The 26,275-nt window shown below is 65.9% G+C and carries 27 protein-coding genes and 1 tRNA gene; 4 read left to right on the plus strand and 24 right to left on the minus strand.

The window, feature by feature from the left end; all coding sequences use genetic code 11:
* Nucleotides 1-2: 2 nt before the first annotated feature.
* From nuoH to tpiA, 11 genes are all read right to left on the minus strand, one after another.
* Nucleotides 3-1,064, minus strand: coding sequence for an NADH-quinone oxidoreductase subunit NuoH (nuoH, locus tag QM707_RS01555; RefSeq protein ID WP_415000112.1), 1,062 nt, complete (start codon nucleotides 1,062-1,064; stop codon nucleotides 3-5).
* A gap of 10 nt (nucleotides 1,065-1,074) precedes the next feature.
* On the minus strand, nucleotides 1,075-3,381 hold the full coding sequence (gene nuoG, locus QM707_RS01560; protein ID WP_415000113.1) for an NADH-quinone oxidoreductase subunit NuoG: 2,307 nt from the start codon (nucleotides 3,379-3,381) through the stop codon (nucleotides 1,075-1,077).
* A gap of 94 nt (nucleotides 3,382-3,475) precedes the next feature.
* Nucleotides 3,476-4,828 (minus strand): NADH-quinone oxidoreductase subunit NuoF, encoded by a 1,353-nt coding sequence (gene nuoF, locus QM707_RS01565; RefSeq protein WP_415000114.1) that lies wholly within the window; start codon nucleotides 4,826-4,828, stop codon nucleotides 3,476-3,478.
* A gap of 9 nt (nucleotides 4,829-4,837) precedes the next feature.
* Nucleotides 4,838-5,365: an NADH-quinone oxidoreductase subunit NuoE gene (gene nuoE, locus QM707_RS01570; RefSeq protein WP_415000115.1), complete on the minus strand. Its 528-nt coding sequence runs from the start codon at nucleotides 5,363-5,365 to the stop codon at nucleotides 4,838-4,840.
* A 14-nt stretch (nucleotides 5,366-5,379) separates the two neighbouring features.
* Nucleotides 5,380-6,654 (minus strand): NADH-quinone oxidoreductase subunit D, encoded by a 1,275-nt coding sequence (locus tag QM707_RS01575; protein ID WP_415000116.1) that lies wholly within the window; start codon nucleotides 6,652-6,654, stop codon nucleotides 5,380-5,382.
* The gene (locus QM707_RS01580) at nucleotides 6,651-7,376 is read right to left on the minus strand and encodes an NADH-quinone oxidoreductase subunit C (protein ID WP_415000117.1); all 726 of its coding nucleotides are present in this window, start codon (nucleotides 7,374-7,376) and stop codon (nucleotides 6,651-6,653) included. The genes QM707_RS01575 and QM707_RS01580 overlap by 4 nt, the downstream gene beginning before the upstream one ends.
* A 33-nt stretch (nucleotides 7,377-7,409) precedes the next feature.
* A complete protein-coding gene (locus QM707_RS01585) occupies nucleotides 7,410-7,964 on the minus strand; it encodes a NuoB/complex I 20 kDa subunit family protein (RefSeq protein WP_415000118.1) in 555 nt (184 codons plus the stop codon).
* Nucleotides 7,955-8,323 (minus strand): NADH-quinone oxidoreductase subunit A, encoded by a 369-nt coding sequence (locus QM707_RS01590; RefSeq protein ID WP_415000119.1) that lies wholly within the window; start codon nucleotides 8,321-8,323, stop codon nucleotides 7,955-7,957. Before QM707_RS01590 ends, QM707_RS01585 begins: the two co-directional genes overlap by 10 nt.
* Before the next feature lie 78 nt (nucleotides 8,324-8,401).
* Nucleotides 8,402-8,486, minus strand: a tRNA-Leu gene (locus tag QM707_RS01595).
* 48 nt (nucleotides 8,487-8,534) lie between these two features.
* Entirely contained in the window at nucleotides 8,535-9,020 is a 486-nt protein-coding gene (gene secG, locus QM707_RS01600) for a preprotein translocase subunit SecG (RefSeq protein WP_415000120.1), read from the minus strand.
* 10 nt (nucleotides 9,021-9,030) lie between these two features.
* A complete protein-coding gene (gene tpiA, locus QM707_RS01605; protein ID WP_415000121.1) occupies nucleotides 9,031-9,783 on the minus strand; it encodes a triose-phosphate isomerase in 753 nt (250 codons plus the stop codon).
* 203 nt (nucleotides 9,784-9,986) lie between these two features.
* Between tpiA and QM707_RS01610 the strand changes: the two genes are divergently transcribed.
* Nucleotides 9,987-10,790, plus strand: coding sequence for an SDR family NAD(P)-dependent oxidoreductase (locus QM707_RS01610; protein WP_415000122.1), 804 nt, complete (start codon nucleotides 9,987-9,989; stop codon nucleotides 10,788-10,790).
* Between the two features lie 12 nt (nucleotides 10,791-10,802).
* On the plus strand, nucleotides 10,803-11,489 hold the full coding sequence (locus QM707_RS01615; protein ID WP_415000123.1) for a DUF6445 family protein: 687 nt from the start codon (nucleotides 10,803-10,805) through the stop codon (nucleotides 11,487-11,489).
* Between the two features lie 18 nt (nucleotides 11,490-11,507).
* On the opposite strand, the gene QM707_RS01620 is transcribed toward QM707_RS01615, so the two are convergent.
* From QM707_RS01620 to prmB, 13 genes are all read right to left on the minus strand, one after another.
* Nucleotides 11,508-12,443, minus strand: coding sequence for an isopenicillin N synthase family dioxygenase (locus tag QM707_RS01620; RefSeq protein WP_415000124.1), 936 nt, complete (start codon nucleotides 12,441-12,443; stop codon nucleotides 11,508-11,510).
* A 63-nt stretch (nucleotides 12,444-12,506) separates the two neighbouring features.
* A complete protein-coding gene (glmM, locus tag QM707_RS01625) occupies nucleotides 12,507-13,847 on the minus strand; it encodes a phosphoglucosamine mutase (protein ID WP_415000125.1) in 1,341 nt (446 codons plus the stop codon).
* Between the two features lie 10 nt (nucleotides 13,848-13,857).
* Complete coding sequence (gene accD, locus QM707_RS01630) at nucleotides 13,858-14,733, minus strand: acetyl-CoA carboxylase, carboxyltransferase subunit beta (RefSeq protein WP_415000126.1); 876 nt, start codon at nucleotides 14,731-14,733, stop codon at nucleotides 13,858-13,860.
* Nucleotides 14,734-14,770: 37 nt separating this feature from the next.
* Nucleotides 14,771-15,586 (minus strand): tryptophan synthase subunit alpha, encoded by an 816-nt coding sequence (gene trpA / locus QM707_RS01635; RefSeq protein WP_415000127.1) that lies wholly within the window; start codon nucleotides 15,584-15,586, stop codon nucleotides 14,771-14,773.
* Nucleotides 15,586-15,912 carry a hypothetical protein gene (locus tag QM707_RS01640; RefSeq protein WP_415000128.1) on the minus strand — a complete coding sequence of 109 codons (327 nt, stop codon included), beginning with the start codon at nucleotides 15,910-15,912 and terminating at the stop codon, nucleotides 15,586-15,588. The genes trpA and QM707_RS01640 overlap by 1 nt, the downstream gene beginning before the upstream one ends.
* Before the next feature lie 18 nt (nucleotides 15,913-15,930).
* The gene (locus QM707_RS01645) at nucleotides 15,931-16,212 is read right to left on the minus strand and encodes a DUF3144 domain-containing protein (RefSeq protein WP_415000129.1); all 282 of its coding nucleotides are present in this window, start codon (nucleotides 16,210-16,212) and stop codon (nucleotides 15,931-15,933) included.
* Between the two features lie 90 nt (nucleotides 16,213-16,302).
* A complete protein-coding gene (gene trpB, locus QM707_RS01650; protein ID WP_415000202.1) occupies nucleotides 16,303-17,502 on the minus strand; it encodes a tryptophan synthase subunit beta in 1,200 nt (399 codons plus the stop codon).
* 10 nt (nucleotides 17,503-17,512) lie between these two features.
* The gene (locus QM707_RS01655) at nucleotides 17,513-18,151 is read right to left on the minus strand and encodes a phosphoribosylanthranilate isomerase (protein WP_415000130.1); all 639 of its coding nucleotides are present in this window, start codon (nucleotides 18,149-18,151) and stop codon (nucleotides 17,513-17,515) included.
* The gene (gene truA, locus QM707_RS01660; protein WP_415000131.1) at nucleotides 18,148-18,915 is read right to left on the minus strand and encodes a tRNA pseudouridine(38-40) synthase TruA; all 768 of its coding nucleotides are present in this window, start codon (nucleotides 18,913-18,915) and stop codon (nucleotides 18,148-18,150) included. The genes QM707_RS01655 and truA overlap by 4 nt, the downstream gene beginning before the upstream one ends.
* Nucleotides 18,916-18,972: 57 nt before the next feature.
* Nucleotides 18,973-21,396 carry a FimV/HubP family polar landmark protein gene (locus QM707_RS01665; protein WP_415000132.1) on the minus strand — a complete coding sequence of 808 codons (2,424 nt, stop codon included), beginning with the start codon at nucleotides 21,394-21,396 and terminating at the stop codon, nucleotides 18,973-18,975.
* 75 nt (nucleotides 21,397-21,471) lie between these two features.
* Nucleotides 21,472-22,491: an aspartate-semialdehyde dehydrogenase gene (locus tag QM707_RS01670; RefSeq protein ID WP_415000133.1), complete on the minus strand. Its 1,020-nt coding sequence runs from the start codon at nucleotides 22,489-22,491 to the stop codon at nucleotides 21,472-21,474.
* A 167-nt stretch (nucleotides 22,492-22,658) separates the two neighbouring features.
* On the minus strand, nucleotides 22,659-23,759 hold the full coding sequence (gene aroC / locus QM707_RS01675; protein ID WP_415000134.1) for a chorismate synthase: 1,101 nt from the start codon (nucleotides 23,757-23,759) through the stop codon (nucleotides 22,659-22,661).
* Nucleotides 23,756-24,673 carry a 50S ribosomal protein L3 N(5)-glutamine methyltransferase gene (gene prmB / locus QM707_RS01680; protein ID WP_415000135.1) on the minus strand — a complete coding sequence of 306 codons (918 nt, stop codon included), beginning with the start codon at nucleotides 24,671-24,673 and terminating at the stop codon, nucleotides 23,756-23,758. Before prmB ends, aroC begins: the two co-directional genes overlap by 4 nt.
* A 60-nt stretch (nucleotides 24,674-24,733) precedes the next feature.
* Here prmB and QM707_RS01685 point away from each other — a divergent pair, with 60 nt between their 5' ends.
* Together QM707_RS01685 and asd are read left to right on the plus strand one after the other, a co-directional pair.
* On the plus strand, nucleotides 24,734-25,417 hold the full coding sequence (locus QM707_RS01685; protein WP_415000136.1) for an SCO family protein: 684 nt from the start codon (nucleotides 24,734-24,736) through the stop codon (nucleotides 25,415-25,417).
* Nucleotides 25,414-26,256: an archaetidylserine decarboxylase gene (gene asd, locus QM707_RS01690; protein ID WP_415000137.1), complete on the plus strand. Its 843-nt coding sequence runs from the start codon at nucleotides 25,414-25,416 to the stop codon at nucleotides 26,254-26,256. Before QM707_RS01685 ends, asd begins: the two co-directional genes overlap by 4 nt.
* Nucleotides 26,257-26,275: the final 19 nt, after the last annotated feature.

Genomic DNA, 26,275 nt, shown 5'->3' on the forward strand with positions numbered 1-26,275 from the left:
GATCAGGCCCCGATGACGAACCAGTTGTTGTAAGCGGCCACCGCCGTCACGAAGATCCAGACGATGGTGATGGGAATGAAGACCTTCCAGCCCAGGCGCATGATCTGGTCGTAGCGGTAGCGCGGGAAGCTGGCGCGGAACCAGACGAACGAGAAGGCGAAGAACAAGGCCTTGGCGAACAACCACCACCATCCCGCCACGCCCAGCCACGGCACCGTCGCCGGGAACGGCGACAGCCAGCCGCCGAGGAACAGCAGCGCGGCCAGGAAGCTGACCAGGATCATGTTGGCGTATTCGGCCAGGAAGAAGATCGCGAAGGCCGAACCCGAGTATTCGACGTGGAAACCGGCGACGATTTCCGACTCGCCTTCGGCGACGTCGAAGGGTGCGCGATTGGTTTCGGCGACGCCCGAGATGAAATAGACCAGGAACAGCGGCAGCAAGGGCCAGACGAACCATTCGCCGATGCCCAGGTCGCCGGCCTGCGCGTTGACGATCTCGGTCAGGTTCATGCTGCCCGCCGCGACCAGCACGCCGACGAGCGCGAAGCCCATCGCGATCTCGTAGCTGACGACCTGCGCGGCAGAGCGCAAGGCACCGAGCATCGCGTATTTCGAGTTGGACGCCCAGCCGCCGAGGATGATGCCGTACACGCCCATCGACGTGAGCGCCAACAAGGCCAGCAGGCCGGCATTGACGTTCGCCAGCACGGCCGGACCGTCATCGCCAGGACCGAACGGGATGAGGGCCCAGGCCGCGAACGAAGGCGCCAACGCCAGCAGCGGCGCAAGGCGATAAAGGAAGGGGCTGGCACTGGAAGGAACGATCAGTTCCTTGAACAGCATCTTGAACACGTCGGCGAAGGCCTGGATGACGCCGATGCCCATGAAGCCACCGACGAACTGCGGCCCGTGGCGGACGTGCATCCAGCCGATGACCTTGCGTTCGAAAAGGGTGTAGAACGCCACCGCCAGGATCAGCGGCACGGCGATCACCAGCACCTTGAGCAGCGTCCAGACGAAAGCGCCGATCAGGCCGTATTGCAGCAGGAGGTCGCGAAGCATGTCGAACACGTCAGGCCCTCACTACCGAGAGGTTGGCGGTCGGCGACAGCGGTGCCGTGGCCTCGTAGCCCGACTCGATCCAGATCGCGCCGCGCGGAACACGCGGATTGATCGACACCGGCAGCGTCACGCTACCCGTGCCATCGCCGGCTTTCAGCATCGCGCCGTCCGACAGGCCCAGCGCGATCGCTTCTTCCGGATGCAGCGCGGCATGCGCGCCGCGCGTCAGCGGGTGCGAATTCAATGCGGCGGAACGGCGCAGCACGGCGTCGCCGCGATAGATCGGCGTCGTCGTGATGCGTTCCAGGCCGGCGCCCTTCGCCGCGACGGCGGCGAGACCATCCCCGCTGACGGGCGCTTCGGCACGCAACTGTGAGCGCAAACCGGCGAGATCGGTGAAATCGAAACCTTTCAGGCCAAGGGCGTCGCACAGCGCGCGCAGCACGCGCCAACCCGGGCGTGCCTCGCCCGGCAATCGCCCGGCGGCATTGGCGTACTGCGTCGTGCCATCGAGGTTCACCAGGCTGGCGTCGACTTCCGGCAACAGGCCGATGGGCAGGACAACGTGCGCGATCTTCTTCAGCTCCTCGCTGGCATAGGCCGAGAAGGCCACGACCTTCGCCGACGCCAGTGCCCTCAGTGCCTGGGCGCCGTGGGCGAAGTCGTACTGCGGTTCGATGCCGTACAGGACGAAGGCCTTGGTCGCGCCGTCGAGCATTGCGCCGACATGGCGTCCCTGGCCCTTCGGCAACACGCCGTGCCACGCGAGCCCAAGGGCGTTGGCGCCCTGCGGGATACGATTGAGCTTCGCGCCGGTCGCCTTCGCCAGCGCACGCGCGGCGGCGTGCAGATGCGAGGCCTGCGGATGGTTCTCGGCGATCTCGCCCAGCACGATCACGGCATTGCCATCCGCCTTGGCCAGTGCCTCGGCCATCGGACGCAGGCTATCGTCGGCATCGATCGGCAACGACGTGGGCAGGCTGGCGCCGGCCGCTTGCGCGGCGGCGGCAAGCGCCGCCGGTAACCGCGAAGGCGGAACGATGCGCTTGCCGGCCAGGGCGAAGGTGAAATCGAAATCGACCGGATTGATCGCGAAGATCTTCGTGCCGCGCTTGCCCGCCTTGTGCAGGCGCTGGTGCAGCAGCGGAACCTCGTGGCGCAGATTGCAGCCGACCAGCAACACGACCGAAGCGGTCTCCATCGCTGCGGCCGACATCTGGAAAGCCTCGGCCACGGCGGCGCCAGCGAAATCGACCTGCTTGAGACGGTGATCGATGTTGGCGCTCCCGAGGGCTTCGGCGATGCCGGCCAGCAACGCGCCTTCCTCATTCGGCGTCGCCGGATGGGCCAATACGCCCAATTCATTCGCCGGCACGCTACGGATGGCCGCAGACGCGATCGCCAGCGCCTCTTCCCAGGACGCTTCGCGCCAGGAATCACCTTCCCGAACCAGCGGCTTGGTCACGCGGTCGGATGCCGACAGGCCCTGGTGCGAATAACGGTCGCGGTCCGACAGCCAGCACTCATTCACCGCTTCGTTGTCGCGCGGCACGGCGCGCAATACTTCGCCGCGACGCTGGTGCAGGTAGAGGTTGGAGCCGAGCGCATCGTGGTAACCGAGGCTCTCGCGCGCCACCAGCTCCCAGGCGCGCGCCTGGAAACGGAACACCTTGTTGGTGAGAGCGCCGACCGGGCAGACGTCGATGACATTGCCGGAAAGTTCGGTGGTCAACGGCTTGCCGTCGTAGGTGCCGATCTGCAGGTTCTCTCCGCGGCTCATGCCGCCGAGCTCGTAGGTACCGGCGATGTCGGCGGTGAAACGGATGCAGCGCGTGCACTGGATGCAGCGCGTCATGTCGGTGGCGACCAGCGGCCCCATGTCCTCGTCGGCGACGACGCGCTTGCGGTCGACGTAGCGGCTGACCGAACGCCCGTACCCCATCGAAACGTCCTGCAGCTCGCATTCGCCGCCCTGATCGCAGATCGGGCAATCCAGCGGATGGTTGACGAGCAGGAATTCCATGACATTGCGCTGCGCATCGAGCGCGCGCTTGGTCTGCGTCGTCACCTTCATGCCTTCCATGACCGGCGTGGCGCAGGCCGGCGCAGGCTTGGGCATCTTCTCGACGTCGACCAGGCACATGCGGCAGTTGGCCGCGATCGGAAGCTTCTCGTGGTAACAGAAGCGCGGAATCGGGATGCCGGCCTTGTCGGCGGCATGAATGATCATCGAACCCTTCGGCGCCTGCATCGGCTGGCCGTCGATCTCGATATTCACCGTATCCGGAGCGGCCTGATTGGTAGGTTGGGCGCTCAACGCACACCTCCAAACGGAGCGAATACCAGCCCCCTTGAGTCAAGCGGGCTGGCGATCGACAGGTATTTCGGCGATCGCCGGGGAATGTGGATGCTCATGCGGCCTGCTCCACGTTGATCGTGCCGTTCGCCACGTCGTCGACGTAGAAACGCTTGTTGACGATCGCGTATTCGAACTCGTGCCAGTAGTGGCGCAGCATGCCTTGCACCGGCCAGGCCGCGGCTTCGCCGAACGCGCAGATGGTATGGCCTTCGATCTGGCCGGCCGCCGCCTTCAGCATCGACAAATCCTCGAGCGAGGCATTGCCTTCGACGATGCGGGTCAGCATGCGGTACATCCAGCCGGTGCCTTCGCGGCAAGGCGTGCACTGGCCGCAGCTTTCCTTGTAGTAGAAGCGCGCGATGCGTTGGCAGGCGCGCACCATGCAGGTGGTTTCGTCCATCACGACGACGGCACCGGAGCCGAGGCCGGAGCCGGCCTTCTGGATCGAGTCGTAGTCCATCGTGCAGGCCATCATCGTGTCGGCGGGCAACACCGGCATCGACGAACCGCCGGGAATCACGGCCTTGAGCTTGCGGCCGCCTTTCACGCCACCGGCCATCTTCAACAATTCGGAGAACGGCGTGCCGAGACGGATCTCGAAGTTGCCGGGATTCTCGACGTGGCCGGAGACCGAGAATATCTTCGGACCTCCGTTGTTCGGCTTGCCGAGATTGAGGAACCACTCGGCGCCGTTGCGGATGATCGCCGGTACCGAGGCGTAAGTCTCGGTGTTGTTGATCGTCGTCGGCCGGCCGAACAGGCCGTAGTTAGCCGGGAACGGCGGCTTGTAGCGCGGCTGGCCCTTCTTGCCTTCCAGCGATTCCATCAGCGCGGTTTCTTCGCCGCAGATGTAGGCGCCGGCGCCGAGCGCCGAATACATGTCCACGTCCACGCCGGTGCCGAGCAGGTTCTTGCCCAGCCAGCCGTTGGCGTAGGCTTCCTTCAGTGCTTCTTCGAAATTCTCGAAGGGCTCGTGATGGAACTCGCCGCGCATGTAGTTGTAAGCGACGGTGCAGCCGGTGGCGTAGCAGGCGATCGCCATGCCTTCGATCACCGCATGCGGGTTGTAACGCAGGATGTCGCGATCCTTGCAGGTACCCGGTTCCGATTCGTCGGAATTGCAGAGGATGTACTTCTGACCCGGCGCCGAACGCGGCATGAAGCTCCACTTCAAGCCGGTCGGGAAGCCCGCGCCGCCACGACCGCGCAGGCCGGACTGCTTGACCATTTCGATCACCTGGGCCGGATCCATCTTTTCGCTGAGGATCTTGCGCCACGCGGCATAACCGCCGGTCTTGAGGTAATTCTCGTAGGACCAGGGCTTCTCGAAATGCAGCGTCGTGTAAACGACGTTGTGCTCTTCGGGAGCGGGACCGACCGGGCCGTGATGTGCGTGGTGTGCCATGGCGGTTCCTTACTTCAGTCCGTCGAAGAGTTCGTCCATCTTCGCCGGCGTCAGGCGCTCGTGATAATGGCCATCAACGACCATCATCGGCGCGCCGGCGCAAGCGGCCAGGCATTCTTCTTCGATCTTCAACGTGATGCGCCCGTCCGGGCTGGTGCCGCCGTGCTTGCAACCGAGCTTCTTCTCGGCATGGCGCACGAGGTCTTCGGCGCCGTTGAGCCAGCAGCTGATGTTCGTACAGATGGCGACCTTGTGCTTGCCGACCGGCTGCAGATCGAACATCGAATAGAACGTGGCCACTTCATAGGCCCAAACCGGAGGCAGCCCGAGGTACTTGGCGACGGCGGCGATGATCTCGTCGGTCAGCCAGCCTCCATTCTGTTCCTGCGCGGCCATCAGTCCCTGGATCACCGCGGAGCGCTTGCGGTCGGGCGGGAACTTCGACACCCAATGGTCGATATGCTCGCGCGTATGCGCCGTCAGCGCGACCATCGGGTCGACGTGCTGGCAGGCTTCGAAATTGCCGGTAGCTTTCATTCTTGGTGCGATCCTCAGCGATCCACTTCGCCGAACACGATGTCGTAGGTGCCGATCATCGCCACGACGTCCGGCAGCATGTGGCCGCGCACGATCGCGTCCATCGAGGACAAGTGGGCGAAACCGGGAGCGCGTAGCTTGAGGCGGAAAGGCTTGTTGGCGCCGTCCGACACCATGTAGACGCCGAACTCGCCCTTGGGCGCTTCGACCGCCGAATACACCTCGCCCGCCGGCACCGAATAGCCTTCGGTGAACAGCTTGAAGTGGTGGATCAGCGCTTCCATGTCGTCCTTCATCTCCGAACGCGAAGGCGGCGAGACCTTGAAATTCTTCGCCATCACCGGGCCAGGATTGCGCTTCAGCCAATCGACGCACTGCTTGATGATGCGATTCGACTGGCGCATCTCCTCGACGCGCACGAGGTAGCGGTCGTAGCAGTCGCCCTGCACGCCCACCGGAATATCGAAATCGACCTTGTCGTAGGCCGCATAGGGCTGCTTCTTGCGCAGATCCCAGGCGACGCCGGAACCACGCAGCATCGGGCCCGTCATGCCCCAGGCCTTGGCCATCTCCGGCGGCACGACGCCGATGCCGACGGTACGCTGCTTCCAGATGCGGTTGTCGGTCAGCAGGGTTTCGTATTCGTCGACGCGGCGCGGGAAATCGTCGGTGAATGCTTCAAGGAAGTCGAGCAACGAGCCTTCGCGCCATTCGTTCAGGCGCTTGAGTTCCGGGCCTTTGCGCCAGGGCGATTCGCGATACTGCGGCATGCGATCCGGCAGGTCGCGATAGACGCCGCCCGGACGGTAGTAGGTGGCGTGCAGGCGTGCGCCCGACACCGCCTCGTAGCAGTCCATCAGCTCTTCGCGCTCGCGGAAGGCATAGAGGAACACGGCCATGGCGCCGAGGTCGAGCCCGTTCGAACCGATCCACATCAGGTGGTTCAGGATGCGGGTGATCTCGTCGAACATCGTGCGGACGTACTGCGCGCGAACCGGCACGTCGATGCCCATCAGGGTTTCGATCGCGCGCACGTAGGCGTGCTCGTTGCACATCATCGACACGTAGTCGAGCCGGTCCATGTAACCGATCGACTGGTTGAACGGCTTGCTCTCGGCAAGCTTCTCGGTGCCACGATGCAGAAGGCCGATATGCGGATCGGCGCGTTGCACGACCTCGCCGTCCATCTCGAGCACGAGGCGCAACACGCCGTGCGCCGCCGGATGCTGCGGACCGAAGTTCAGCGTGTAGTTGCGGATTTCCTGCTTGCTGCTGGCGGGCGCGCTCATGCCTTCTTCACCTGCGTCTGTTCGGCCTGCGCCTGCTGCCATCGCGAATCCTCGCGCACCACGCGCGGCACGCCCACGCGCGGCTCGATGCTCACGGGCTCGTACACCACGCGCTTGCGGTCGGCGTCGTAGCGCACTTCGACGTTGCCGATCAGCGGGAAATCCTTGCGGAACGGATGGCCGACGAAACCGTAGTCGGTGAGGATGCGACGCAGGTCCGGATGCCCTTCGAAAACGATCCCGAACAGGTCGAAGGCCTCGCGCTCGAACCAATTTGCCACCGGGAAAACCTCAACAAGCGACTGCACGACAGGCAGGCTATTGTCAGCCGCAAAGCACCGCAGGCGTAGGCGCTTGTTGTTCGTGACCGACAGCAGATGCGCGACGGCGGCGAAGCGCCGATCCGGGCCGCGCCCCATCGGCCGGTTCTCCCAGCTGAAACGTCCGGGTCCCTGCCCGTCGACGCCACGGGAAAAACCCTCGGAGCTGACGTCGGTGGTTTCCCATTCGTCGTCGCCGTAGCTGAGGTAGTCGGTGCCGCAAAGGTCGATCAGCGACTCGAAACCGAACTCGGGTTCGTCGCGCAGTTGGCGCGCGACCTCGCGCCAATGCAGGGCGTCGACTTCGAGAGTGGTTTCGCCGAAAGCTTCGACGACCGACAACGCACGTTCGCCGAAGCGGGCCTTGAGGCGGTCTGACAGGCTGAGGTTCGGATCGGGCATGGCGTCGGCTGTGCCTGCGGTTCGTGGCCGCGCTTAGCGCGCGATGGTGTTGGTCCGGCGGATCTTCTTCATCAGCTGGAGGATGCCGTAGACCAGCGCTTCCGCCGTCGGCGGACAACCAGGCACGTAGACATCCACCGGCACGATGCGATCGCACCCGCGGACCACCGAATAGGAATAGTGGTAGTAACCGCCGCCGTTGGCGCAGCTACCCATGGAAATGACCCATTTGGGATCGGGCATCTGGTCGTAGACCTTGCGCAGCGCCGGCGCCATCTTGTTGACCAGGGTGCCCGCGACGATCATCACGTCGGACTGCCGCGGCGACGGGCGGAACACCACGCCGTAGCGATCCAGGTCCAGGCGCGAGGCGCCGGCGTGCATCATCTCGACGGCGCAGCAAGCCAGGCCGAAAGTCATAGGCCACATCGAGCCGGTGCGCGCCCAGTTGACCAGATCGTCGAGTCGGGCGGTGGCGAAACCGCGCTCGATCAGGGGATTGTCCGGACCGGGGCGCAGGATGTCGTCGACCGTCTCGATCGGCAACGGGTTGTGCAACGCATTCGAAATGGATTGCATCACTCCCATTCGAGCGCTCCCTTTTTCCAGACGTAGACGAAGCCCAGCACCAGCAGGCCGAGGAAGATGCCCATCTCGACGAGGCCGATGTAACCGAGCTGACGGAAGATCACCGCCCACGGAAACACGAAGGCGATTTCCAGGTCGAAGGCGATGAACAGGATCGCGATCAGGTAGTAGCGCACGTCGAACTGCATGCGCGCGTCCTCGAATGCCTCGAAGCCGCATTCGTAGGGAGAGAGTTTCTCGTCGTCGCTGCGCGCGCCGGTGAGGACGCGCCCGAAGACCGAACCCAACACCAGCAGCGCGATGCCGATCACGCCGGCCACCGCGAGAAACAACAGGATCGGCAGATATTCGCCCAGCATGCGCGACTCCTTTGCCTGCGCCGCCCGGCGCTTTCGCCCCATCGCACCGTCGCCGGCCGATGATCTGTTCCTAAGGATTGGTGCCCAAGGGGGGACTCGAACCCCCACGACTTTCGCCGCTACCACCTCAAGGTAGTGCGTCTACCAATTCCGCCACCTGGGCATGTTCTCGATCCGTCGCCGGATCGAGACGCGAGATTGTACCAGCGGATCAACCGCCCTTGTTGCCCTCGGCCGGTGCCTGTTCCTGCTCCACGGCGGGCGTGGGTTGCGCGCTGTTGGCGGGCTGCGGCGCCGGTGCGATGACAGGCGTGCTTTGAGCCGGCGCGGTCTGGGCCGGTGCAGGCTGGGCGGCCGGAAGTGCAGGGGCACTCGGCAACGCGGCGGGCGCTTTTTCGCCAGGCGCGGCCGGGAGATTGTTCATGACGCCAAGGTCTGCCTTGCCCGTTTCCGGCTTGCGCAGGCCATGGGTCGCCTGCCAGGCCATGAAAAGGCTCAGTGCGAAAAACAGCGCGGCGAGCACCTTGGTGGAACTCGAGAGGAAATTGGCCGATCCGCGCGCACCGAAAACGGTGCCGGACGCGCCCGCGCCGAAGCCGGAACCGGCCTGTGCGCCGGCACCACGCTGGAGCAGGATGAACACGATCATCGCGATCGCGATCAGAACGTAGACGACGTTGAGCAGGGTATGGAGCATTTTTTCGTTTTCAGCGGGCCACGGCTTGCGCGATGGCGAGGAAATCCCGGGCGGCGAGCGAAGCGCCTCCGATCAGGCCGCCATCGACATCCGCCTGTGCGAACAGGTCGGCGGCATTGGCGGGCTTCACGCTGCCGCCATACAGGATCGGCAGCAAGCGGGCGATATTAGCATCCCGGGCCGCCAGTTCGCTACGGATGAAGGCATGTACGGCCTGCGCTTCCTGCGGGCTGGCGGTCTTTCCGGTGCCGATGGCCCACACCGGCTCGTAAGCCAGCAGGGCCTGTTCGAAAGCCTGGTCGCCAGCGGCGGACAACACCGGGTCGAGCTGCTTCTGGATGGCCCATTCGGTATGGCCGGCCTCGCGTTGATGCAGGGTCTCGCCGACGCAAAGGATGGGAATCAATCCTGCCTTCTTCGCGGCGACGAATTTTTCGGCGACCAGTTCGCTGCTTTCGCCGTGGTACTCGCGACGCTCGGAATGCCCTACCAGCACATAGCTGCAACCGACATCGGCGAGCATGCTGCCGGACACCTCGCCGGTATAGGCGCCCTGGACGTGCACGCCCAGGTCCTGGGCGCCGAAGCGCAGCGAGGGGCGGGAGTATCGGCTGGCCAACTCGCCGATGAAAGGCAATGGCGGAAGAACGACGAGTTCCACGCCCTCGATTTCGGGTTCGGCCACCACCGCATCGAGCAATTCGCGGGCAAAGGCCCGGCTGCCGTGCAGCTTCCAGTTGCCGGCCACGATCTTCTGGCGCATACGGCCTCCACTTGGGTCAGGCGCAAAGGATACCCCGCCGCCCGCCCGCCCCAAAACATGCGCAACGCCCCAAGGCTGCCCCGCCCTTGTGACGCAGGACACGCTCCTGCATCGCCGAAGGCGCGCGCCGCGCTGGCCTCGTCATCGCAAGCCACCCGATATGCGCTAGTTTTCCGATACGCCTGCAACGATCGGAAAGCCTCATGACCACGCCCTCCCCCGCTTACGCACTGATCACCGGCGCCTCGAGCGGCATCGGTGCGGCGATCGCGCGCGAGTACGCGCGCCGCGGCAAGCCGCTGATCCTGACCGCCCGGCGCACGGATCGGCTGGAAGCGTTGGCGCAGCAACTGGCCGCCCAGGTGCCCTGCGTGGTGATCGCCGCCGACCTGGCCGATCCTGCAGCGCCCGCATCGCTGTTCGCGGAGACGCAGGCACGCGGCCTGTTCGTCGATACGCTGGTCAACAACGCCGGCTATGGCGTGCCCGGGCGCTTCCTCTCCAGCGGATGGAAGATCCATGCCGACTTCCTGCAGGTCATGATCACCGCCGTCGCCGAACTCACCCATCTCTACTTGCCTGCCATGGAACAGGCAGGCCATGGGCGCATCCTCAACATCGCGTCGTTGGCCGGTCTGGTTCCGCCGTCCGCCGGCCATACCTTGTACGGCGCGACCAAGGCCTGGCTGATCCGCTTCTCCGAATGCCTGGCGCTCGAATCCGGACCGCGAGGCGTGCATGTCACCGCGCTCTGCCCGGGCTTCACCTACTCCGAGTTCCACGACGTCAACGGCATGCGCGGCAAGATCTCGAAGCTGCCCAAGTTCCTGTGGCTGACCAGCGAACAGGTCGCGGCGCAGGGCGTCGAAGCCGTCGAGAGCGGCCGCACCCGCCTGGTTACCGGCAAGACGAACAAGCTGATAGCTTTCCTGTCCAAGCACCTGCCGGCACCGCTCGCCAGCGCATTGGTCAGCGGGCGCAGCAAGGACTTCCGCGACGCGGACTGAGACGACGACCCGATGAATCCCTACGACTTCAATCCTTACGCAACGCGCATCCGCGTCCTGCCCTACGAAGCCCCGGTCGAAGGCCGCAACTATTGGGTGCTCGACGATGCCCTGCCGAACCCCGAACAGGTCCGCGAACGCTGCCTGGCCAAGACCGACTGGATACTGGGCCATCCGCACCGCCCCGAAGCGTGGCCCGGGCGTCGCGCCATCCCCGCCCTGCAGCCGGACGAGATCGGCCGCATCGAAACCTGGGTGAAACAGGTCACGGGCGCATCGAAACTGTGGGTCGAAACGGCGCCGGGCGGCGCACGCCTGAACCACAACTGCGTGCAGGTGGTCGGCGCACGCGAGGCGCAGGCGAAACCGCACACCGATTCGCGCAGCCTCTGCCGTTATGCCGGCGTGCTGTACCTGACGCCGGGCGCGCCGATCGACTGCGGCACCAGCTTCTATCGGCAACGCATGCCGAACGGCGAACTCGGCGGCAACAAGGTCGAGGCGCCGCACAACAACATGGTCGATGCGCTGGGCACGCGCTTCGTGCCGCCGAACGCCTTCGTCGAGGACGTGCGCGTACCGAACAAGTTCAACCGCATGCTGCTGTACAGCGCCAGCCTGCTGCACAGCGCCACCTCCTATTGCGGCCTCGATTTGCTCGAGCAACGCATGGCGGCAGTGTTTTTCTGGATGGTCTGAAACCCGCCGCGCCGCCGATCAGACCAGCTTGATCTCGCGCAGGCGCTCGAGCAGGTAGTCGTGCGCCGTGATCGGCGTCGGATAGCGGTCCGGGTTCTCCACGCTCACGCAACCCGGCAAGGTGGAGATCAGGAAATCCGGGTTGGGATGCAGGAAGTACGGCGTCGAATAACGCGGCTTGCGCGCCAGGTCACCCGGCGGGTTCACCACGCGGTGCGTGGTCGACGGATAAACGTGATTGCTCAGGCGCTGCAGCATGTCGCCGATATTGACGACGATGGTGTCGGCCTCCGCCGTGAACGGCACCCATTCGCCCTTGCGCGACCGCACTTCCAGGCCGGCAGCGCTGGCGCCGACCAGCAAAGTGATGAAATTGATGTCTTCGTGCGCGCCGGCGCGCACGTTGGGAATGTCGTCGGCCGTGATCGGCGGGTAATGGATCGGCCGCAGGATGGAGTTGCCGTTATTGGTCTTGTCGGCGAAATAGTTTTCCGGCAAGTCGATGTGCAGGGCCAGCGCCGACAGCACGCGCGATCCCAGGGCATCGAGGGTTTCGTACAACTCGTAGGCGTAGCGCTTGAATTCAGGCACTTCCTCCGGCCAGAGATTCGGCGGCATCACGCTGGCGTAAGGCGAACCGGGCGGCAATTCGCGGCCGACGTGATAGAACTCCTTCAGGTCGAAATGCTTGGAATCCTTCGCCGTCTCGATGCCGAAAGGCGTATAGCCGCGCGCGCCGCCGCTGCCGGGCACGTGGTACTTGCGCTTGATATCCTCGGGCAACGCGAAGAAGGCCTTGAACGCCTGGTAGGCGCCATCGATGAGCTGCGGCGAAATGCCGTGGCCGCCGATGCCGCAGAAGCCCCACTCGCGGTAGGCGGCGCCCAGTTCGGCGACGAAAGCCTCGCGGTCGGTGTCGAAACGACGGATATCCAGGCTGGGGATCTGACTCATGGCGTTATCGCTTCCAACGGTTCGGTCAATAGGTTAGCGCAGCCGGCCCGGCCGGCAAACGCGTCAGGCCGCCGCGCGCACGACGGCGGAAAGTTCGTCCAGCACGCGCTGCATCAGGTTCTCGTCGGCCGCTTCCACGGTGACGCGCACGACCGGTTCGGTGCCGGAAGGCCTGAGCACCAGCCGACCGCGCCCTTCCAGCGCCGCCTCGGCGTCGGCGCGTGCGGCCTGCACGCTGGGGTGCTGGAGCGGCTGGACGCCGGCGGCAATGCGCACGTTCACGGTCTTCTGCGGCAACGGCCGGTAGGGCTCGAGCGCCTGCTGCAAGGTCTGCCCCTCGGTTTGCAGGCACTGCAGCACCTGCAGCGCGGCGACGATGGCGTCGCCCGTGCTGGCGCGGTCCAGGCAGAGCAGATGACCGGAAGCCTCGCCTCCGAGCACGCCGTCGCCTTCGACCAGAGCCTGGTGCACGAAGCGGTCGCCGACCTTGGCGCGGACGAAGCCGATGCTGCGATCCGCCATCGCTTTTTCCAGCGCGTAATTGCTCATAAGGGTGCCGACCACGGGCCCGCGCAAACGACCGCGTCGTTGCCAATCGATCGCGAGCAAATGGATGAGGGCATCGCCGTCGTGCAACCGGCCGGAAGCGTCGACCATCTGCAGGCGATCGCCGTCGCCATCGAAGGCGATGCCGAGATCCGCACCGGTCGCGAGCACATGCGCGACCAAGGCTTCGGGGTGCGTCGAGCCGACGCCGCGATTGATGTTCAGCCCATCGGGCTGCACGCCGATGCTTGAGACTTCCGCACCCAACTCGGCGAACACCTTCGGCGCGACCTGGTAGGTCGCACCGTGGGCGCAGTCCAGCGCCAGCTTCATGCCCTGCAGCGACAGGGACTGCGGCACGCTGGCCTTGCAGAATTCGGCGTAGCGGGTCAAAGCGTCGGCGACGCGCGAGGCCTTGCCGAGGTTTTCCGAGGCGACCGTCCGGAACGGCTGCTCGAGTTCGGCCTCGATGGCCAGTTCGACGGCATCGGCAAGCTTTTCGCCGTGGGCGGAAAAGAACTTGATGCCGTTGTCTTCGTGCGGATTGTGCGAAGCGGAAATGACGATGCCGGCGTCGGCGCGCAAGGATCTCGTCAAATGCGCGACGGCGGGCGTAGGCATCGGACCGAGCAGGCGCACGTCCACGCCGGCGGCGACCAAACCGGCTTCGAGCGCGGATTCGAACATGTAGCCGGAAATGCGCGTGTCCTTGCCGATGACGACGCTGGCGCCGTCTCGGCCGGCCGCGAGCACCGTGCCGGCGGCGCGGCCAAGGCGCAACATGAAATCGGCCGAAATCGCCCCCTCGCCGACCCGTCCGCGGATGCCGTCGGTGCCGAAATACCTGCGAGCGCTCATGCGGCCGGCCTCAGGATTCCGCAGCCACCGGCGCCGGCTGGTCCATCATCAGGGCGAACAGCGCCGCGAGACGGTCGCGCAGTTCGCGCCGGTCGACGATCAGGTCGACCGTGCCGTGTTCGCGCAGGAACTCCGAACGCTGGAATCCCGGCGGCAGTTTCTCGCGTACCGTCTGTTCGATCACGCGCGGCCCGGCGAATCCGATCAGCGCCTTCGGCTCGGCGACGTTCAGGTCGCCCAGCATCGCGAAAGACGCCGTGACGCCGCCGGTCGTCGGGTGAGTCAGCACCGAGACGTAAGGCAGGCCAGCGGCGCGAAGCCGCCCGAGCGCTGCCGAGGTCTTCGCCATCTGCATCAGCGAAAACAGGCTTTCCTGCATGCGCGCGCCGCCGGAAGCGGCGAAGGATACGAAGGGACAGCGCAACTCCAGCGCCTTCTCGGCTGCCAGGGTGAAACGTTCGCCCACCACCGAGCCCATCGAACCGCCCATGAAGCGGAATTCGAAGGCGCTGGCGCAGACATCGCGGCCGTGCAGCTTGCCGCAGATCGAAACCAGCGCATCGCGCTCGTCGATAGCCTTCTGCGTGGCGACGATGCGGTCGGCGTAGCGCTTCTGGTCCTTGAAGTGCAGAGCGTCGACCGGACCGAGTTCGGCGCCGAGTTCCTCGACCTCGCCCTCGTCCAGGAAAGAAGCCAGGCGCTCGCGTGCGCCGATGCTCATGTGATGGTCGCACTTGGGGCAGACACGCAGGTTCTTTTCCAGCTCGGGGCCGTACAGCGCCGTGCCGCAGCTGTCGCATTTTTCCCAAAGCCCTTCGGGCACGCCACGCTTGCCGCTGCCCTGGGTGCGGATGCGCGCCGGCATCAGTTTGGTCAACCAGCTCATCGGGAACTCGCCAGGAAATGGTATCGGGCAGTGTAGCTCAAGCCACCGTGGACGAAGCGTCCAAGGCCGTCCGCAGGGGGCGCAGGAACGCGCGCGCGCGGTCCTGCGCGTCCTCGGCATCGACCGCCGTCGAGATGGCCTGGACCAGCGCGCTGCCGATCACGATGCCATCGGCCAGCTTTCCCATCGCCGAGGCGGACGCCGCATCCTTGATGCCGAAACCGACCACGACCGGCACGCGGCTCAATGCCCGCAGCTCGGCCGTTCGTCCGGCGACGTCGTCGCCGTCGATGCGATCGGCGCCGGTGACCCCGGCGTAACTAACGTAGTAGACATAGCCGCCGGCCTGACGGGCCAACACTGCCATGCGAGCGGCCGTGGTGGTCGGCGATGCGAGCGCGATGAGCTTCAGGCCTTCCTGGTCGAACGCGCTGCGGGCATCGCCGGATTCTTCCGCCGGCAGATCCACCAGAAGCACGCCGTCGACGCCGGCCGCGACCGCCTGTCGCGCGTAAGCGGCGTAACCGCGCATCTCCACCGGGTTGAGGTAACCCATCAGCACCACGGGGGTGCGCGGATCGCGCTGCCGGAAGTCACGCACGCAATCGAACACATAGGCCGTATTGGCGCCGCGTTCGAGCGCACGTTCGGAGCTGCGCTGGATCGTCGGGCCATCGGCCATCGGATCCGAAAAAGGCACGCCGAGTTCGATGATGTCGGCGCCGGCTTCCACCAGCGCGTGCATCAGCGGCACCGTCGCATCCAGTGAAGGGTCGCCGGCGGTGAAGAACGGCACCAGGGCCTTGCGGCGCGTCGCCTGCAGGCGAGCGAACGACGCCGCGATGCGATCCATCAGGCGTCTTTCTCTTCCTGCGCCGCCGCCTGCGCCTGCGGGGCGCCAGCGAGATCGTCGAGGTGCTTGAGGATGGATTCGCGGACATGCGCCGACATGTAGTCGGCGAAACGACCGCGTTCTTCGGCGCTGTCGTCCCCCGGCTTCACTACCTGACGGAAGTGATGGGCGCTGTAGCGGCAGAACGCATGCAGGATCACCAGCTGCGCATGGCTCGAGTCCAGGCGCTGCTCGACGCGATTGGCCTGTTCGAGGATGTCGTTGACGCGGACGAAAAACTCCGGATTGATTTCCGGCGATCCGATTTGCGGCTTCTGTTCGGTCATTGTTCTGGGTCCGGCGGATCAGGAAAGCGAGGAAGGATCGGTCGTGCCGGACTCGAGATTCTCGTCGAGCATGCGGCGGTACAGGTCCACCATGTACTGGACGAAATCTTCGCGGCTGACGTGGCGGGCATCGTCCTGCTGCAGGAATCCGTGCACGTTGTAGCGGGCGGCGGCGTAAAGCAGCGACGCGCTGACCGAATCGTAGGTATAGGTCTTGTGCAGGTCGTTGGCCTGCGAGAGGAAGCCGTTCACGCAGGTGTGGAGTTCCGGCGGAAAGGCGATACGGGTACTAGCACTCATCTTGGGGGCCATCGGGGCGGGAAACGGCAATTTTAGCCCAGACACGCCGTCCGGCGCGCGATCCGGGCCGGGACGCCCCTTTCCCGGGGCTCAAATCGCGATGCCTTCCCGTCGGGCGATGGAGTGGATGTCCTTGTCGCCTCGACCCGACAGGTTCGCCAGCACCAGGGCCTCCTTCGGCAGATCGCGGGCCAGCTTGATCGCCTGCGCGATGGCATGGCTGGACTCCAACGCCGCCAGTATCCCCTCGGTCCGGGCGAGCAGGTGGAATGCCTGCATGCATTCTTCGTCGGTGATGCCGGCATAGGTCGCCCGGCCGGCATCGCGCAGGAAGGCGTGTTCCGGCCCCACGCCCGGGTAGTCGAGACCGGCGGAAATCGAATGCGTCTCGATGACCTGTCCGTCGTCGTCGCAGAGCAGATAGGTGCGATTGCCGTGCAGAACGCCGGGACGCCCCGCCGACAGCGATGCGGCATGTCGACCGGAAGCGATCCCCTCTCCCGCCGCCTCGGCGCCATGCAAGGCCACGTCGTCATCGTTGAGGAACGCGTGGAATATGCCGATGGCGTTGGAGCCGCCGCCTACGCAGGCCGTGATCGCGTCCGGCAGCCGACCGTATTCTTCCAGCATCTGTGCCCGCGCCTCCTGCCCGACCACGGCGTTGAAATCGCGCACCATGCGCGGATACGGGCTGGGGCCGGCTACCGTGCCGATGATGTAGAAGGTGTCGCGCACGTTCGTGACCCAGTCGCGCATAGCCTCGTTCAAGGCGTCCTTCAGGGTCTTCGAACCGGAATGCACCGGCACCACTTCGGCACCGAGCAGTTTCATCCGGAAGACGTTGATCGCCTGGCGTTCGATGTCGACCGCACCCATGTAGACCACGCAACGCAGACCCAATCGCGCCGCGACCGTAGCGGAAGCGACGCCGTGCTGGCCGGCGCCGGTCTCGGCGATCACCCGCGTCTTGCCCATGCGCTTGGCCAGCATCGCCTGGCCGATGGTGTTGTTGATCTTGTGCGCACCGGTGTGGTTCAGGTCTTCGCGCTTGAGCAGGATGCGGGCGCCGCCGACCTCGCGGCTCAGTCTTTCCGCTTCGTAGATCGGACTGGGCCGCCCGACGTAATGCCGGTAGTCCTTGCGCAGTTCGGCGACGAACTCGGGATCTTCGCGAAATCGGTCGTAAGCCGCTTCGAGCTCGCGCAGCGGTTCGATCAAGGTTTCCGAGACGAAGCGGCCGCCATACGGACCGAAATGGCCCTGGGCGTCGGGATAGGCCGAATAGTCGATGGCGGTGCCGTCAGCTGACGGAATTGCGGTCTGCACGTCTTACCTCTTCAACGAATTGTTGCATCCTGGCGCCGTCCTTGATGCCTGGCGCCGACTCGATCCCGCTGGCCACATCCACTGCGAACGGACGCACCGTCCGGATCGCTTCGGCGATATTGCCCGTGTTGAGGCCACCGGCCAGGAACACCGGGCGATTCAGGGATGGCACCGTGCTCCAGTCGAAGTTTTGCCCGCGCCCGCCGGCTTCGCCAGGCGCATGCCCGTCGAGCAGGAAGGCCGCTGCGGAAGGATAGCGTTTGGCTTCCGCCGCAGGCTCCTGCGCACCGCCGCCCATCGCCAGCGTCTTCATGAACGGCAGGCCGAAACCACGGCAGAAGGCGTCGCTTTCGCGCCCATGGAACTGCAGCAGCGTCGGCCGCAGCGTCCGCACGACATCGAGCACTTCGCTGCCGCTGGCGTCCATGAACAGGGCCACGACATCGACCAGGGGCGGGACCACCGCTCGCATGCCGTCGATCTGCGAGAGCGGCAGTCGACGGGGACTGTTCACAGCGAAAACGAAACCGACGGCGTCGATCCCGAGTTCGATGGCCAGGCGCACATCGCCGGGGCGGGTGAAACCGCAGAACTTGATTCGCGTCCTGGTCACAACGTCGCCTCCATCGGCAGCGCCCATTCGGCCGGATACTTCGGACCGATGAAAAGCAGACCCGCCGCAGGTGCCGTCGCGCCCGCGACCGTGCGATCGCCGCCGCGCAACAATTCGCCCAGCCAGGACACCGGCCGCTCGCCGAGCCCGATCGGAATCAGGCTGCCGACGATGTTGCGCACCATGTGATGCAGGAAGGCGTTGGCCTGCAACTCCACATGGACCTGGTCCGCCTGCCGCACGACCGAGATCTCATGCATGTTGCGCATCGCATGTTTAGCCTCGCATTGCGCGGCGCGAAAGGCGCTGAAATCGTTTTCGCCGAGCAGCGACTGGGCGGCGACGTGCATGGCATCGGCATCCAGCGGGCGACGCTCCCAGCTCAGGTAGACGCGTTGCAGCGCCGGGCGCACCGGACGGTTGAGGATGCTGTAGCGATAGCGACGGGCCCGTGCCGAGTATCGCGCGTGGAATTCGTCCGGCATCGGCTGGCACCAGAGCAGCCGGATGCTGTCCGGCAATCGCGTATTGGTGCCGAGCACCCAGGCGCGGCTATCGCGTTCGGCCTCGCTGTCGAAATGCACTACCTGGCATTGCGCATGCACGCCGGTATCGGTGCGTCCGGAACAAACCACTTCGACGGGGCGATCGGCGACGAAGGCGAGCGCGTCTTCCACCGCTGCCTGCACGGTCGCACCCATGTGGTGCCGTTGCCATCCGAGGAATTCGCTGCCGTCGTATTCGATGCCGAGCGCGTAGCGCATGATCAGGACTCGGCCGGAACGCGATCACGCGCCCCGGCCCGTATTGGCGAGGGCGACTCAGCCGAGTTCGTTGAGGATGCGCAGCGCTTCCGCCTTCGCCGCCGGCCCGCCATCGATCAGAACTTCTTCGAGCATGCTGCGCGCGCCGTCGAGATCGCCGATGTCCAGATAGGCCTTGGCCAGTTCGATGCGAGTGGCGCTCGCTTCGTCTTCGGCCAGAACCTCCGCTTCGGCGCGATGCACGTCTTTCGGCGTGTCGACGCCGAAATCCGGAACGGACAAGTCGATGTCGGTCAGGTTCTCCGATGCGCCACCGGCCTGCGCCACGAGGCGATCCCAGTCGTTGTTGTCCGCATGCGCATCGACCGTAGTCGCGGCTGCGCTCGCGGTGCCGGCCGTCGCCACCGCTGCGGCAGCAGGAGCGACCTTGGCGGGCGCTTCCGCAGCGGCGGCCTTGGGCGCTGCCGCCGGCTCGCCGAACTGCGGCGCGTTCCAACCGGCCTGGCTGAACAGCGGATGCCCCGGCAACAATCCGGCGCCCATCACGACAGCCTCGCGCCAACGCGGATCCATCGTACTCGGCACCTGCAGGCGCATGATCTGCGCCGCGGCTTCGTACTCGGCCGTCTGCCGGTGCGAATGGTAGTAACGGAGCAGGCTCAGGTGCGCCTCAAGATCGTGCGGGCGCGCCTTCACGGCGGACTTGAGGTTTTCCAGTTCGCGATCCGTCGTTTCGACCGGCTTCGGTTCCGGTGCTTTTTTTGCCGCCGCCGCTGCGGGCGCCGCCGCCGGCGGTGCCGCAGGCGCTTCCGGTGCCGCCGAAATCCGCGTCTGCGCCAGGCTCGCGCGCAAGGCATCGTCGTCCGAAATGCGGCGCACCGGAATCGCATCCTCGGCGGACGCCGAGCGACCACGACGCAACGCCAGGACCATGCCGATCAACAGCAGCAGACCGGCGCCACCGAGCACGTACGGGTTCATGTACAGCGGTTCGGACGCCGGTTCCTCGGCCGGGGTCGCCGCGGGCTTGTTCGCCGCCGCCGGCTTCGCATCCGGCTTGGCAGCAGGCGCGGCCGCAATCGGTTCGGCCGGCGTCGCGGTCTTCGCCTGTTCGAGTTCCGCCAGGCGATCCTGCAGCGCCTTCATTTCGCTGCTTTGTACCTGGATCATTTCCTGCTGCTTCTGGTTCAACTCGTCCAAGTCGGCGACGCGCGACTTGAGCTCCGCCACTTCGGCGGTACGCGCGGCGAGATCTTCCTTCGCCTGCACGAGTTCCGCACGCAGTTCGCTACCGCCCGCACCTGCGGCGGCGCCCGACTGGCTGCCGCGCGCGGCTACTTTTCCGGAGGGCGGAACGATTTCGAGCCGCGACTGGGCAGGACGACGCGCAGGCTTGGCGGGCGCAGCGGCGACGTGATCGGCCGTTGGCGCGGGCGTCGCTGGCCGCGGAGTCTCCGCAGGCTTGCGTTCGGCGATCGTCTCGGCCGGCTGAGGCACCGGCGCCGGCGGCGTACGCCAGGCACTGGCCTGGGCCTGCACGAGAGCGGCGGCTTCCGCCGGGCCCAGCGTCGCCACTTCCTCGCGACCGGGAATGCGCAGTACCGACCCGCTCTTCAAGCGATTGATGTTGTCGCTGTCGAAGGCCTCGGGATTGGCGCGCAACAAGGCCAGCATCATCTGGTTGGTGGTCAAGGCCTCATCGGGTTTGACCGATTCGGCGATCGACCACAGCGTCTTGCCCTTCTCCACCGGGCCGTACTGACCCGGCTTCTCCGGGGCCGGGGCCGGGACCGGCGTCGGTGCGGGTACGGGCGCTGGCGCGACCGGGCGCGGCGCGGGACGAACGGGCGCCGGTGCAGCCGGGCGCGAAACGACAGGCTGCGGCGGCGGGGCCGGCAAGGGCGGCGGGGGTTCGGCGACGGGCTCAGGGGTCGGCGCAACCGACACCGGCTCGGGTTCGGCGGCCGCGACGGTCCGCGCGGGCGCCGGCGGCGGCGCCTGCACGGGAGGCGCGACCGGCACCTGGACCGGCACGGCGGCGACCGTCGCCGTTTCCAGCGGCCTGATGACCGCCGGCGCGATGTAGGGCGGATCGATAAGCGCCGTGTATTCGCGGGTAACGGTGCCCTTGCCCCAATCGGCCTCGATCAGGAAGGACAGGAAGGGCTCGGTGAACTTGTTGGTGGTGCTGATGCGTACGACGGGCTGGCCCCGCGCATTGCGGCCTACGCTGAACTGCAGGTTCGCCGTGAGTTCGCGCGGCAGATCCAGGCCGACGCGCGCGAAAGCATCGGGGGATGCCAGGCGTACCGTGAGCTGGTCCATCTCCGTCGGCGTGGCGGAAATGATGGGAATTTCGGCGACCAGGGGCTGGTTCAGACCGGACTTGACCTGCAGCTGCCCCAGGCCCAGGGCCTGGGCGGTCGGCGCAGCCAACGCCAGCGACAAGGCCAGCGGCAGCAAGAGATGGCGGGTGTTCACGAACGACTCTCCCCAATCGGTGACCCGGCGCCAGCGGGGGCTGGGGCCGGGAGGAATTCCGCTGATAAGAACGCTTTACGAGCGATTTTTCAACAAGAGCTCAGCCAGCTGGACCGCATTCAGGGCCGCGCCCTTGCGGATATTGTCCGAGACGACCCACAGGTTCAGGCCCCGCGGGTGGGAAACATCCTCGCGGATCCGCCCCACATAGACCGGGTCCCGGCCCGAGGCGTGGGTCACCGGCGTCGGGTAGCCGGCCGCCCGTCGTTCGTCCACCACTTCCACGCCCGGCGCCTTCTCCAACATGGCCCGCGCTTCTTCGGCGCTGATTTTCCGGCGGGTCTCGATATGCACGGCCTCGGAGTGGCCGAAGAAAACCGGCACTCGTACCGCGGTCGGGTTCACCTGGATGGACGGATCGCCGAGGATCTTCTGCGTTTCCCAGACCAGCTTCATCTCTTCGCGCGTGTAGCCGTTGTCCTGGAAATCGTCGATGTGCGGGATCAGGTTGAAGGCGATCTGCACCGGGAAGCGCTGCGGATTCGGATCCTGGAAGCCCAGGATCGCCGCCGTCTGCTTGCCGAGTTCCTCCAGCGCCGAACGACCGCCGCCCGACACCGACTGGTAGGTCGCGACATTGATGCGCTCGATGCCGACGGCGCGATGGATCGGCGCCAGCGCCACCACCATCTGCATGGTCGAACAGTTCGGGTTGGCGACGATGCCACGTGGGATGTTCTTCAGTTCGTCCGGATTGACCTCGGCGACGACCAGCGGCACGTCCGCGTCCAGTCGGAAGGCGGAGCTGTTGTCGATGACGATGGCGCCGGCCGCCGCGAACTTCGGCGCGTACTCCTTCGACACCGAACCCCCGGCGGAAAACAGGGCGATGTCGACGCCGGCAGGATCGAAGGTCGCGAGATCGCGCACGGTGATCTTGTGGTTGCCGAAATCGATCTTGTCGCCGGCGGAACGTTCGCTGGCGAGGGGGATCAGTTCCTTGATCGGGAACTTGCGCTCATGGAGGATGGCGAGCATGGCTTCGCCGACGGCGCCAGTGGCGCCGACGACGGCAACGGTAACGGTCTGGGTCATGTCTGTTCTTGTCTTGATTGAGTAGCTCGCGCAATCGCGCGTACAGGATTCGTGGTGTCAGACCCGATAGTCGGGGCGCGGGCATCGAAACGATTCGAGCGGGCCGCAATGGCGCCCCGACCGGCGTTTTCGCGCCGCGCATTTCAGCTCGAGCCATTGTATGGCGTTCACGGCCTACCCGCCGGTATGCGTGGCGTGACGTCGCCGACGTCGCCGCATTGCGCGCGGTGACGTAGCGCCTGGTCCATCAACACCAGGGCCAGCATCGCCTCGCAGATGGGCACGGAACGCAGGCCGACGCAGGGATCGTGGCGACCGGTCGTCACGACCTCGACCTCGTTGCCCTGCACGTCCAGGCCGCGCGCCGGCAGGCGCAGGCTGGAGGTCGGCTTGAAGGCCACCGAACACCGTATAGCCTGCCCGCTGCTGATGCCGCCGAGGATGCCGCCCGCCTGGTTGCCGAGGAAACCCTCGCGCGTCATCTCGTCGCGGTGTTCGCTGCCCTTCTGCATGACGCTGGCGAAACCGGCGCCGATCTCCACGCCCTTGACGGCATTGATCGACATCATCGCAGCGGCGATCTCGGCATCGAGCTTGCCGTATATCGGCTCGCCCCAACCGGGCGGCACGTTGTCGGCGATCGCATCGATGCGCGCGCCGATCGAATCCCCAGACTTGCGCAGCGCGTCCATGAAGGCTTCGAGTTCGCCCACTTGCGAAGCGTCGGGCCAGAAGAACGGGTTCGCTTCGACCGCATTCCAGTCGAACGCATGCGGACGTACATCGCCGATCTGGGCCACGTGCGCGCGAACACGAATCGAGAACTTCTCCGCGAGCCAGCGCTTGGCGACCACGCCGGCCGCCACCCGCATCGTCGTTTCGCGCGCCGAGCTGCGGCCGCCGCCGCGCGGATCGCGCAGACCGTACTTCTGCCAATAGGTGTAATCGGCGTGGCCGGGACGGAATTGTTCGACGATGCGATCGTAATCCTTGCTGCGCGCATCGGTATTGCGAATCAACAAGGCGATCGGCGTACCGGTCGTACGACCTTCGTAAACGCCGGAGAGGATTTCGACTTCGTCGGCTTCGTGCCGCTGCGAAGTGTGGCGGCTCTTGCCGGTGGCGCGCCGCGCCAGGTCATGGGCGAAGTCCCCCGCCGCGAGGGCGATGCCCGGCGGGCAGCCATCGATCACGCAGCCGATGGCCGGGCCGTGGCTCTCGCCGAAAGTGGTGACGGTGAACAATCGGCCGAAACTGTTCGCGCTCATCGGCGTGCGTCGGCCAGGACCTTGATGCTGGCGGCATGCGCGACGAGATCGGATCGCTCGACCACGAATACGCCCATCTGTCCGACCTTGAACTCGACCCAGGCCAAGGGCAGCTCCGGCAGCAGCCTGACCAGATGGCGTTCGCTTTCGCCGACTTCGCAGATCATCAAGCCGTTGTCGCTCAGATGCACGGGCGCGTCGCGCAACATCTTGAGCACCAGATCCAGGCCATCGGGACCGGCGCGCAGGCCCAGCTCGGGCTCGTGCGCATATTCCTGCGGCAGGGCATCGGTCTCGTCGTCGGTCACATAGGGCGGATTGCTGACGATCAGATCGTAGACCTCGCCCTGCAGGCCCGCGAACAGGTCGGATTTCAACAGGCGCACGTTGCGCGCGTCGAGTCGCTCCACGTTTTCGGCGGCCAAGGCCAGGGCGGCGTCGCTGATATCGACGCCGTCGACCTGCCAATGCGGGTGATAGTGCGCGGTGGCGATCGCGATGCAGCCCGAGCCGGTGCACAGGTCCAGCGCGCGCTCCACCGATCTTCCGCCGAGCCAGGGTTCGAAACCGGACAGGATGAGTTCGGCGATCGGCGAACGCGGCACCAGGGCGCGCGGGTCGGACTTGAAGCTCAAGCCGGCGAACCAGGCTTCGCCGGTCAGGTAGCACGCCGGGATGCGCTCGTCGATCCGGCGCTGGAACAGCGCCAGGATCGCCTGCTTTTCTTCTTCGACGAGCCGGGCCTGGCCATAGGCCGGGCCGATATCGTGCTGCAGATGCAAGGCGTGCAGGACGAGCTGCGTCGCTTCGTCGAGCGCGTTGTCGTAGCTGTGTCCGAAGGTGAGGCCGGCTCGACCGAAACGGCTGGCGCCGTAGCGGATGAAGTCGATGATCGTCGTCAGTTCGGCGCTCATTGCCGGCCCGGATAATGGCGAAGCCTCAAGTATAGCGGCCCTACCGCTATAATTCGCGGCATGAATGCCCCCAAGCAATCCGGTTTCGCCTCACGTTCCATCCTGCTGGTGCTGTGCGCGGCGCTCGCCGCCGGCCTCGGCTTGATGGCCGCCCAGCGCTACTTCGGCAAGCCGGCCGCAGCCGACGCGGCTGCCGCACCGAAGCTGTACGCGGTGACGCGCATCGCACCGGCACGCGAGTTGCCCGCGTTCGAGTTGCAATCGTCCGACGGCACCGCGCTGACGGCGAAGCACCTGCAAGGCCATTGGACGGTCGTTTTTCTCGGCTTTACCCATTGCCCCGACGTCTGTCCGACCACGCTCAGCGAACTGGCCAAGGCGCAGAACGCCTGGAAAGACATCCCGGCCCCGAAGCGCCCGCGCATCCTGTTTGTATCGGTCGATCCCGATCGCGACACGCCGAAACTCACCGGCGAATATGCGCGCTACTTCCATCCGGAGACGCTGGCCGCGACCGCCGATGAGCCCGCGCTGTCGGCCTTCGCCCGCGGCCTGGGTCTCGTCTACATGAAATCGCCCCTGCCCGGCGGCGATTACACGATGGACCATTCGGCGACCCTGGTCGTGCTGGACCCGCAAGGACGGCAAGCCGGTCTCATCCGTCCGAACCCGCCGCCGAAACAGCCACTGGATGCGCGCGGCATCGCCGACGACCTGCGCAAGCTGACCGAGGCCGCTCCATGAAGCCTTCGATCGCGATCCAGTACGCGCTGCCGCATCGCTTGCTGTCGCGTCTGGCCCTATGGGCGGCGCGCAGCGAAAACCAGGCTTTCAAGAATTGGCTTATCGCCTTGGTCATCCGCAAGTTCGGCGTCGACATGAATGAGGCGGCCGAACCCGATCCGACGCGCTACGCCAGCTTTAACGCCTTCTTCACCCGCGCCCTCAAGGACGGGGTCCGCCGCCCCGACCCGGACCCGCTGCGCCTGCTGATGCCGGCCGACGGCAAGATCAGCCAGATCGGCCGGATCGAGGACGGTCGCATCTTCCAGGCGAAAGGCCAGCACTTCACCGCGGCCGAGCTGCTCGGCGACGAAGCGATGGCCGCGCCTTTCGCGCAGGGCTGGTTCGCCAATCTCTATCTTTCGCCGCGCGACTACCACCGCGTCCACATGCCCTGGGGCGGCGAACTCGTCGAGACTCTGCACGTGCCGGGTCGCCTGTTCAGCGTCGCGCCCTGGGCCGTGCGAGAAATACCGCAGCTGTTCGCCCGCAACGAACGCCTGGTCTGCCACTTCGATACCGATTTCGGCCCGATGTGCGTGGTCATGGTCGGCGCCTTGCTGGTATCGGGCGTCGAAACCGTCTGGAACGGCGTGAACATTCCGCGTTACGCCTCGCGCCCGCAACGCCAGGACTTCCGGGGTCGTGGCATCACGCTGGCCCGCTTCGCCGAGATGGCGCGCTTCAACTACGGCTCGACCGTCATCGTGCTGCTGCCGCAGGCGGCCGTCGAACTCGATCGGTTGCCCACCGAAACCCCGACCCGGGTCGGCGCGAGCATGGGCCGCGTATTGCGGTGATAGTCTGATCGCGGGTCGC

The sequence above is a fragment of the Arenimonas sp. genome (genome assembly GCF_047602345.1).
In the GTDB taxonomy this organism is placed as follows: Bacteria; Pseudomonadota; Gammaproteobacteria; order Xanthomonadales; family Xanthomonadaceae; genus Arenimonas.

What these genes read in the sequence shown, in the direction of transcription:
- nuoH (WP_415000112.1), bottom strand. Translation starts at nt 1,064, where the DNA reads ATGCTTCGCGACCTCCTGCTGCAATACGGCCTGATCGGCGCTTTCGTC.
- QM707_RS01585 (WP_415000118.1), bottom strand. Translation starts at nt 7,964, where the DNA reads ATGGGAGTGATGCAATCCATTTCGAATGCGTTGCACAACCCGTTGCCG.
- QM707_RS01610 (WP_415000122.1), top strand. Translation starts at nt 9,987, where the DNA reads ATGACCACGCCCTCCCCCGCTTACGCACTGATCACCGGCGCCTCGAGC.
- prmB (WP_415000135.1), bottom strand. Translation starts at nt 24,673, where the DNA reads ATGAGCGCCGAACTGACGACGATCATCGACTTCATCCGCTACGGCGCC.
- QM707_RS01620 (WP_415000124.1), bottom strand. Translation starts at nt 12,443, where the DNA reads ATGAGTCAGATCCCCAGCCTGGATATCCGTCGTTTCGACACCGACCGC.
- trpA (WP_415000127.1), bottom strand. Translation starts at nt 15,586, where the DNA reads ATGGATCGCATCGCGGCGTCGTTCGCTCGCCTGCAGGCGACGCGCCGC.
- QM707_RS01590 (WP_415000119.1), bottom strand. Translation starts at nt 8,323, where the DNA reads ATGCTGGGCGAATATCTGCCGATCCTGTTGTTTCTCGCGGTGGCCGGC.
- QM707_RS01580 (WP_415000117.1), bottom strand. Translation starts at nt 7,376, where the DNA reads ATGCCCGATCCGAACCTCAGCCTGTCAGACCGCCTCAAGGCCCGCTTC.
- tpiA (WP_415000121.1), bottom strand. Translation starts at nt 9,783, where the DNA reads ATGCGCCAGAAGATCGTGGCCGGCAACTGGAAGCTGCACGGCAGCCGG.
- secG (WP_415000120.1), bottom strand. Translation starts at nt 9,020, where the DNA reads ATGCTCCATACCCTGCTCAACGTCGTCTACGTTCTGATCGCGATCGCG.
- QM707_RS01645 (WP_415000129.1), bottom strand. Translation starts at nt 16,212, where the DNA reads ATGAGTGCTAGTACCCGTATCGCCTTTCCGCCGGAACTCCACACCTGC.
- QM707_RS01685 (WP_415000136.1), top strand. Translation starts at nt 24,734, where the DNA reads ATGAATGCCCCCAAGCAATCCGGTTTCGCCTCACGTTCCATCCTGCTG.
- QM707_RS01615 (WP_415000123.1), top strand. Translation starts at nt 10,803, where the DNA reads ATGAATCCCTACGACTTCAATCCTTACGCAACGCGCATCCGCGTCCTG.
- QM707_RS01670 (WP_415000133.1), bottom strand. Translation starts at nt 22,491, where the DNA reads ATGACCCAGACCGTTACCGTTGCCGTCGTCGGCGCCACTGGCGCCGTC.
- QM707_RS01640 (WP_415000128.1), bottom strand. Translation starts at nt 15,912, where the DNA reads ATGACCGAACAGAAGCCGCAAATCGGATCGCCGGAAATCAATCCGGAG.
- truA (WP_415000131.1), bottom strand. Translation starts at nt 18,915, where the DNA reads ATGCGCTACGCGCTCGGCATCGAATACGACGGCAGCGAATTCCTCGGA.
- glmM (WP_415000125.1), bottom strand. Translation starts at nt 13,847, where the DNA reads ATGAGCGCTCGCAGGTATTTCGGCACCGACGGCATCCGCGGACGGGTC.
- nuoF (WP_415000114.1), bottom strand. Translation starts at nt 4,828, where the DNA reads ATGGCACACCACGCACATCACGGCCCGGTCGGTCCCGCTCCCGAAGAG.
- aroC (WP_415000134.1), bottom strand. Translation starts at nt 23,759, where the DNA reads ATGAGCGCGAACAGTTTCGGCCGATTGTTCACCGTCACCACTTTCGGC.
- QM707_RS01575 (WP_415000116.1), bottom strand. Translation starts at nt 6,654, where the DNA reads ATGAGCGCGCCCGCCAGCAGCAAGCAGGAAATCCGCAACTACACGCTG.
- accD (WP_415000126.1), bottom strand. Translation starts at nt 14,733, where the DNA reads ATGAGCTGGTTGACCAAACTGATGCCGGCGCGCATCCGCACCCAGGGC.
- nuoE (WP_415000115.1), bottom strand. Translation starts at nt 5,365, where the DNA reads ATGAAAGCTACCGGCAATTTCGAAGCCTGCCAGCACGTCGACCCGATG.
- asd (WP_415000137.1), top strand. Translation starts at nt 25,414, where the DNA reads ATGAAGCCTTCGATCGCGATCCAGTACGCGCTGCCGCATCGCTTGCTG.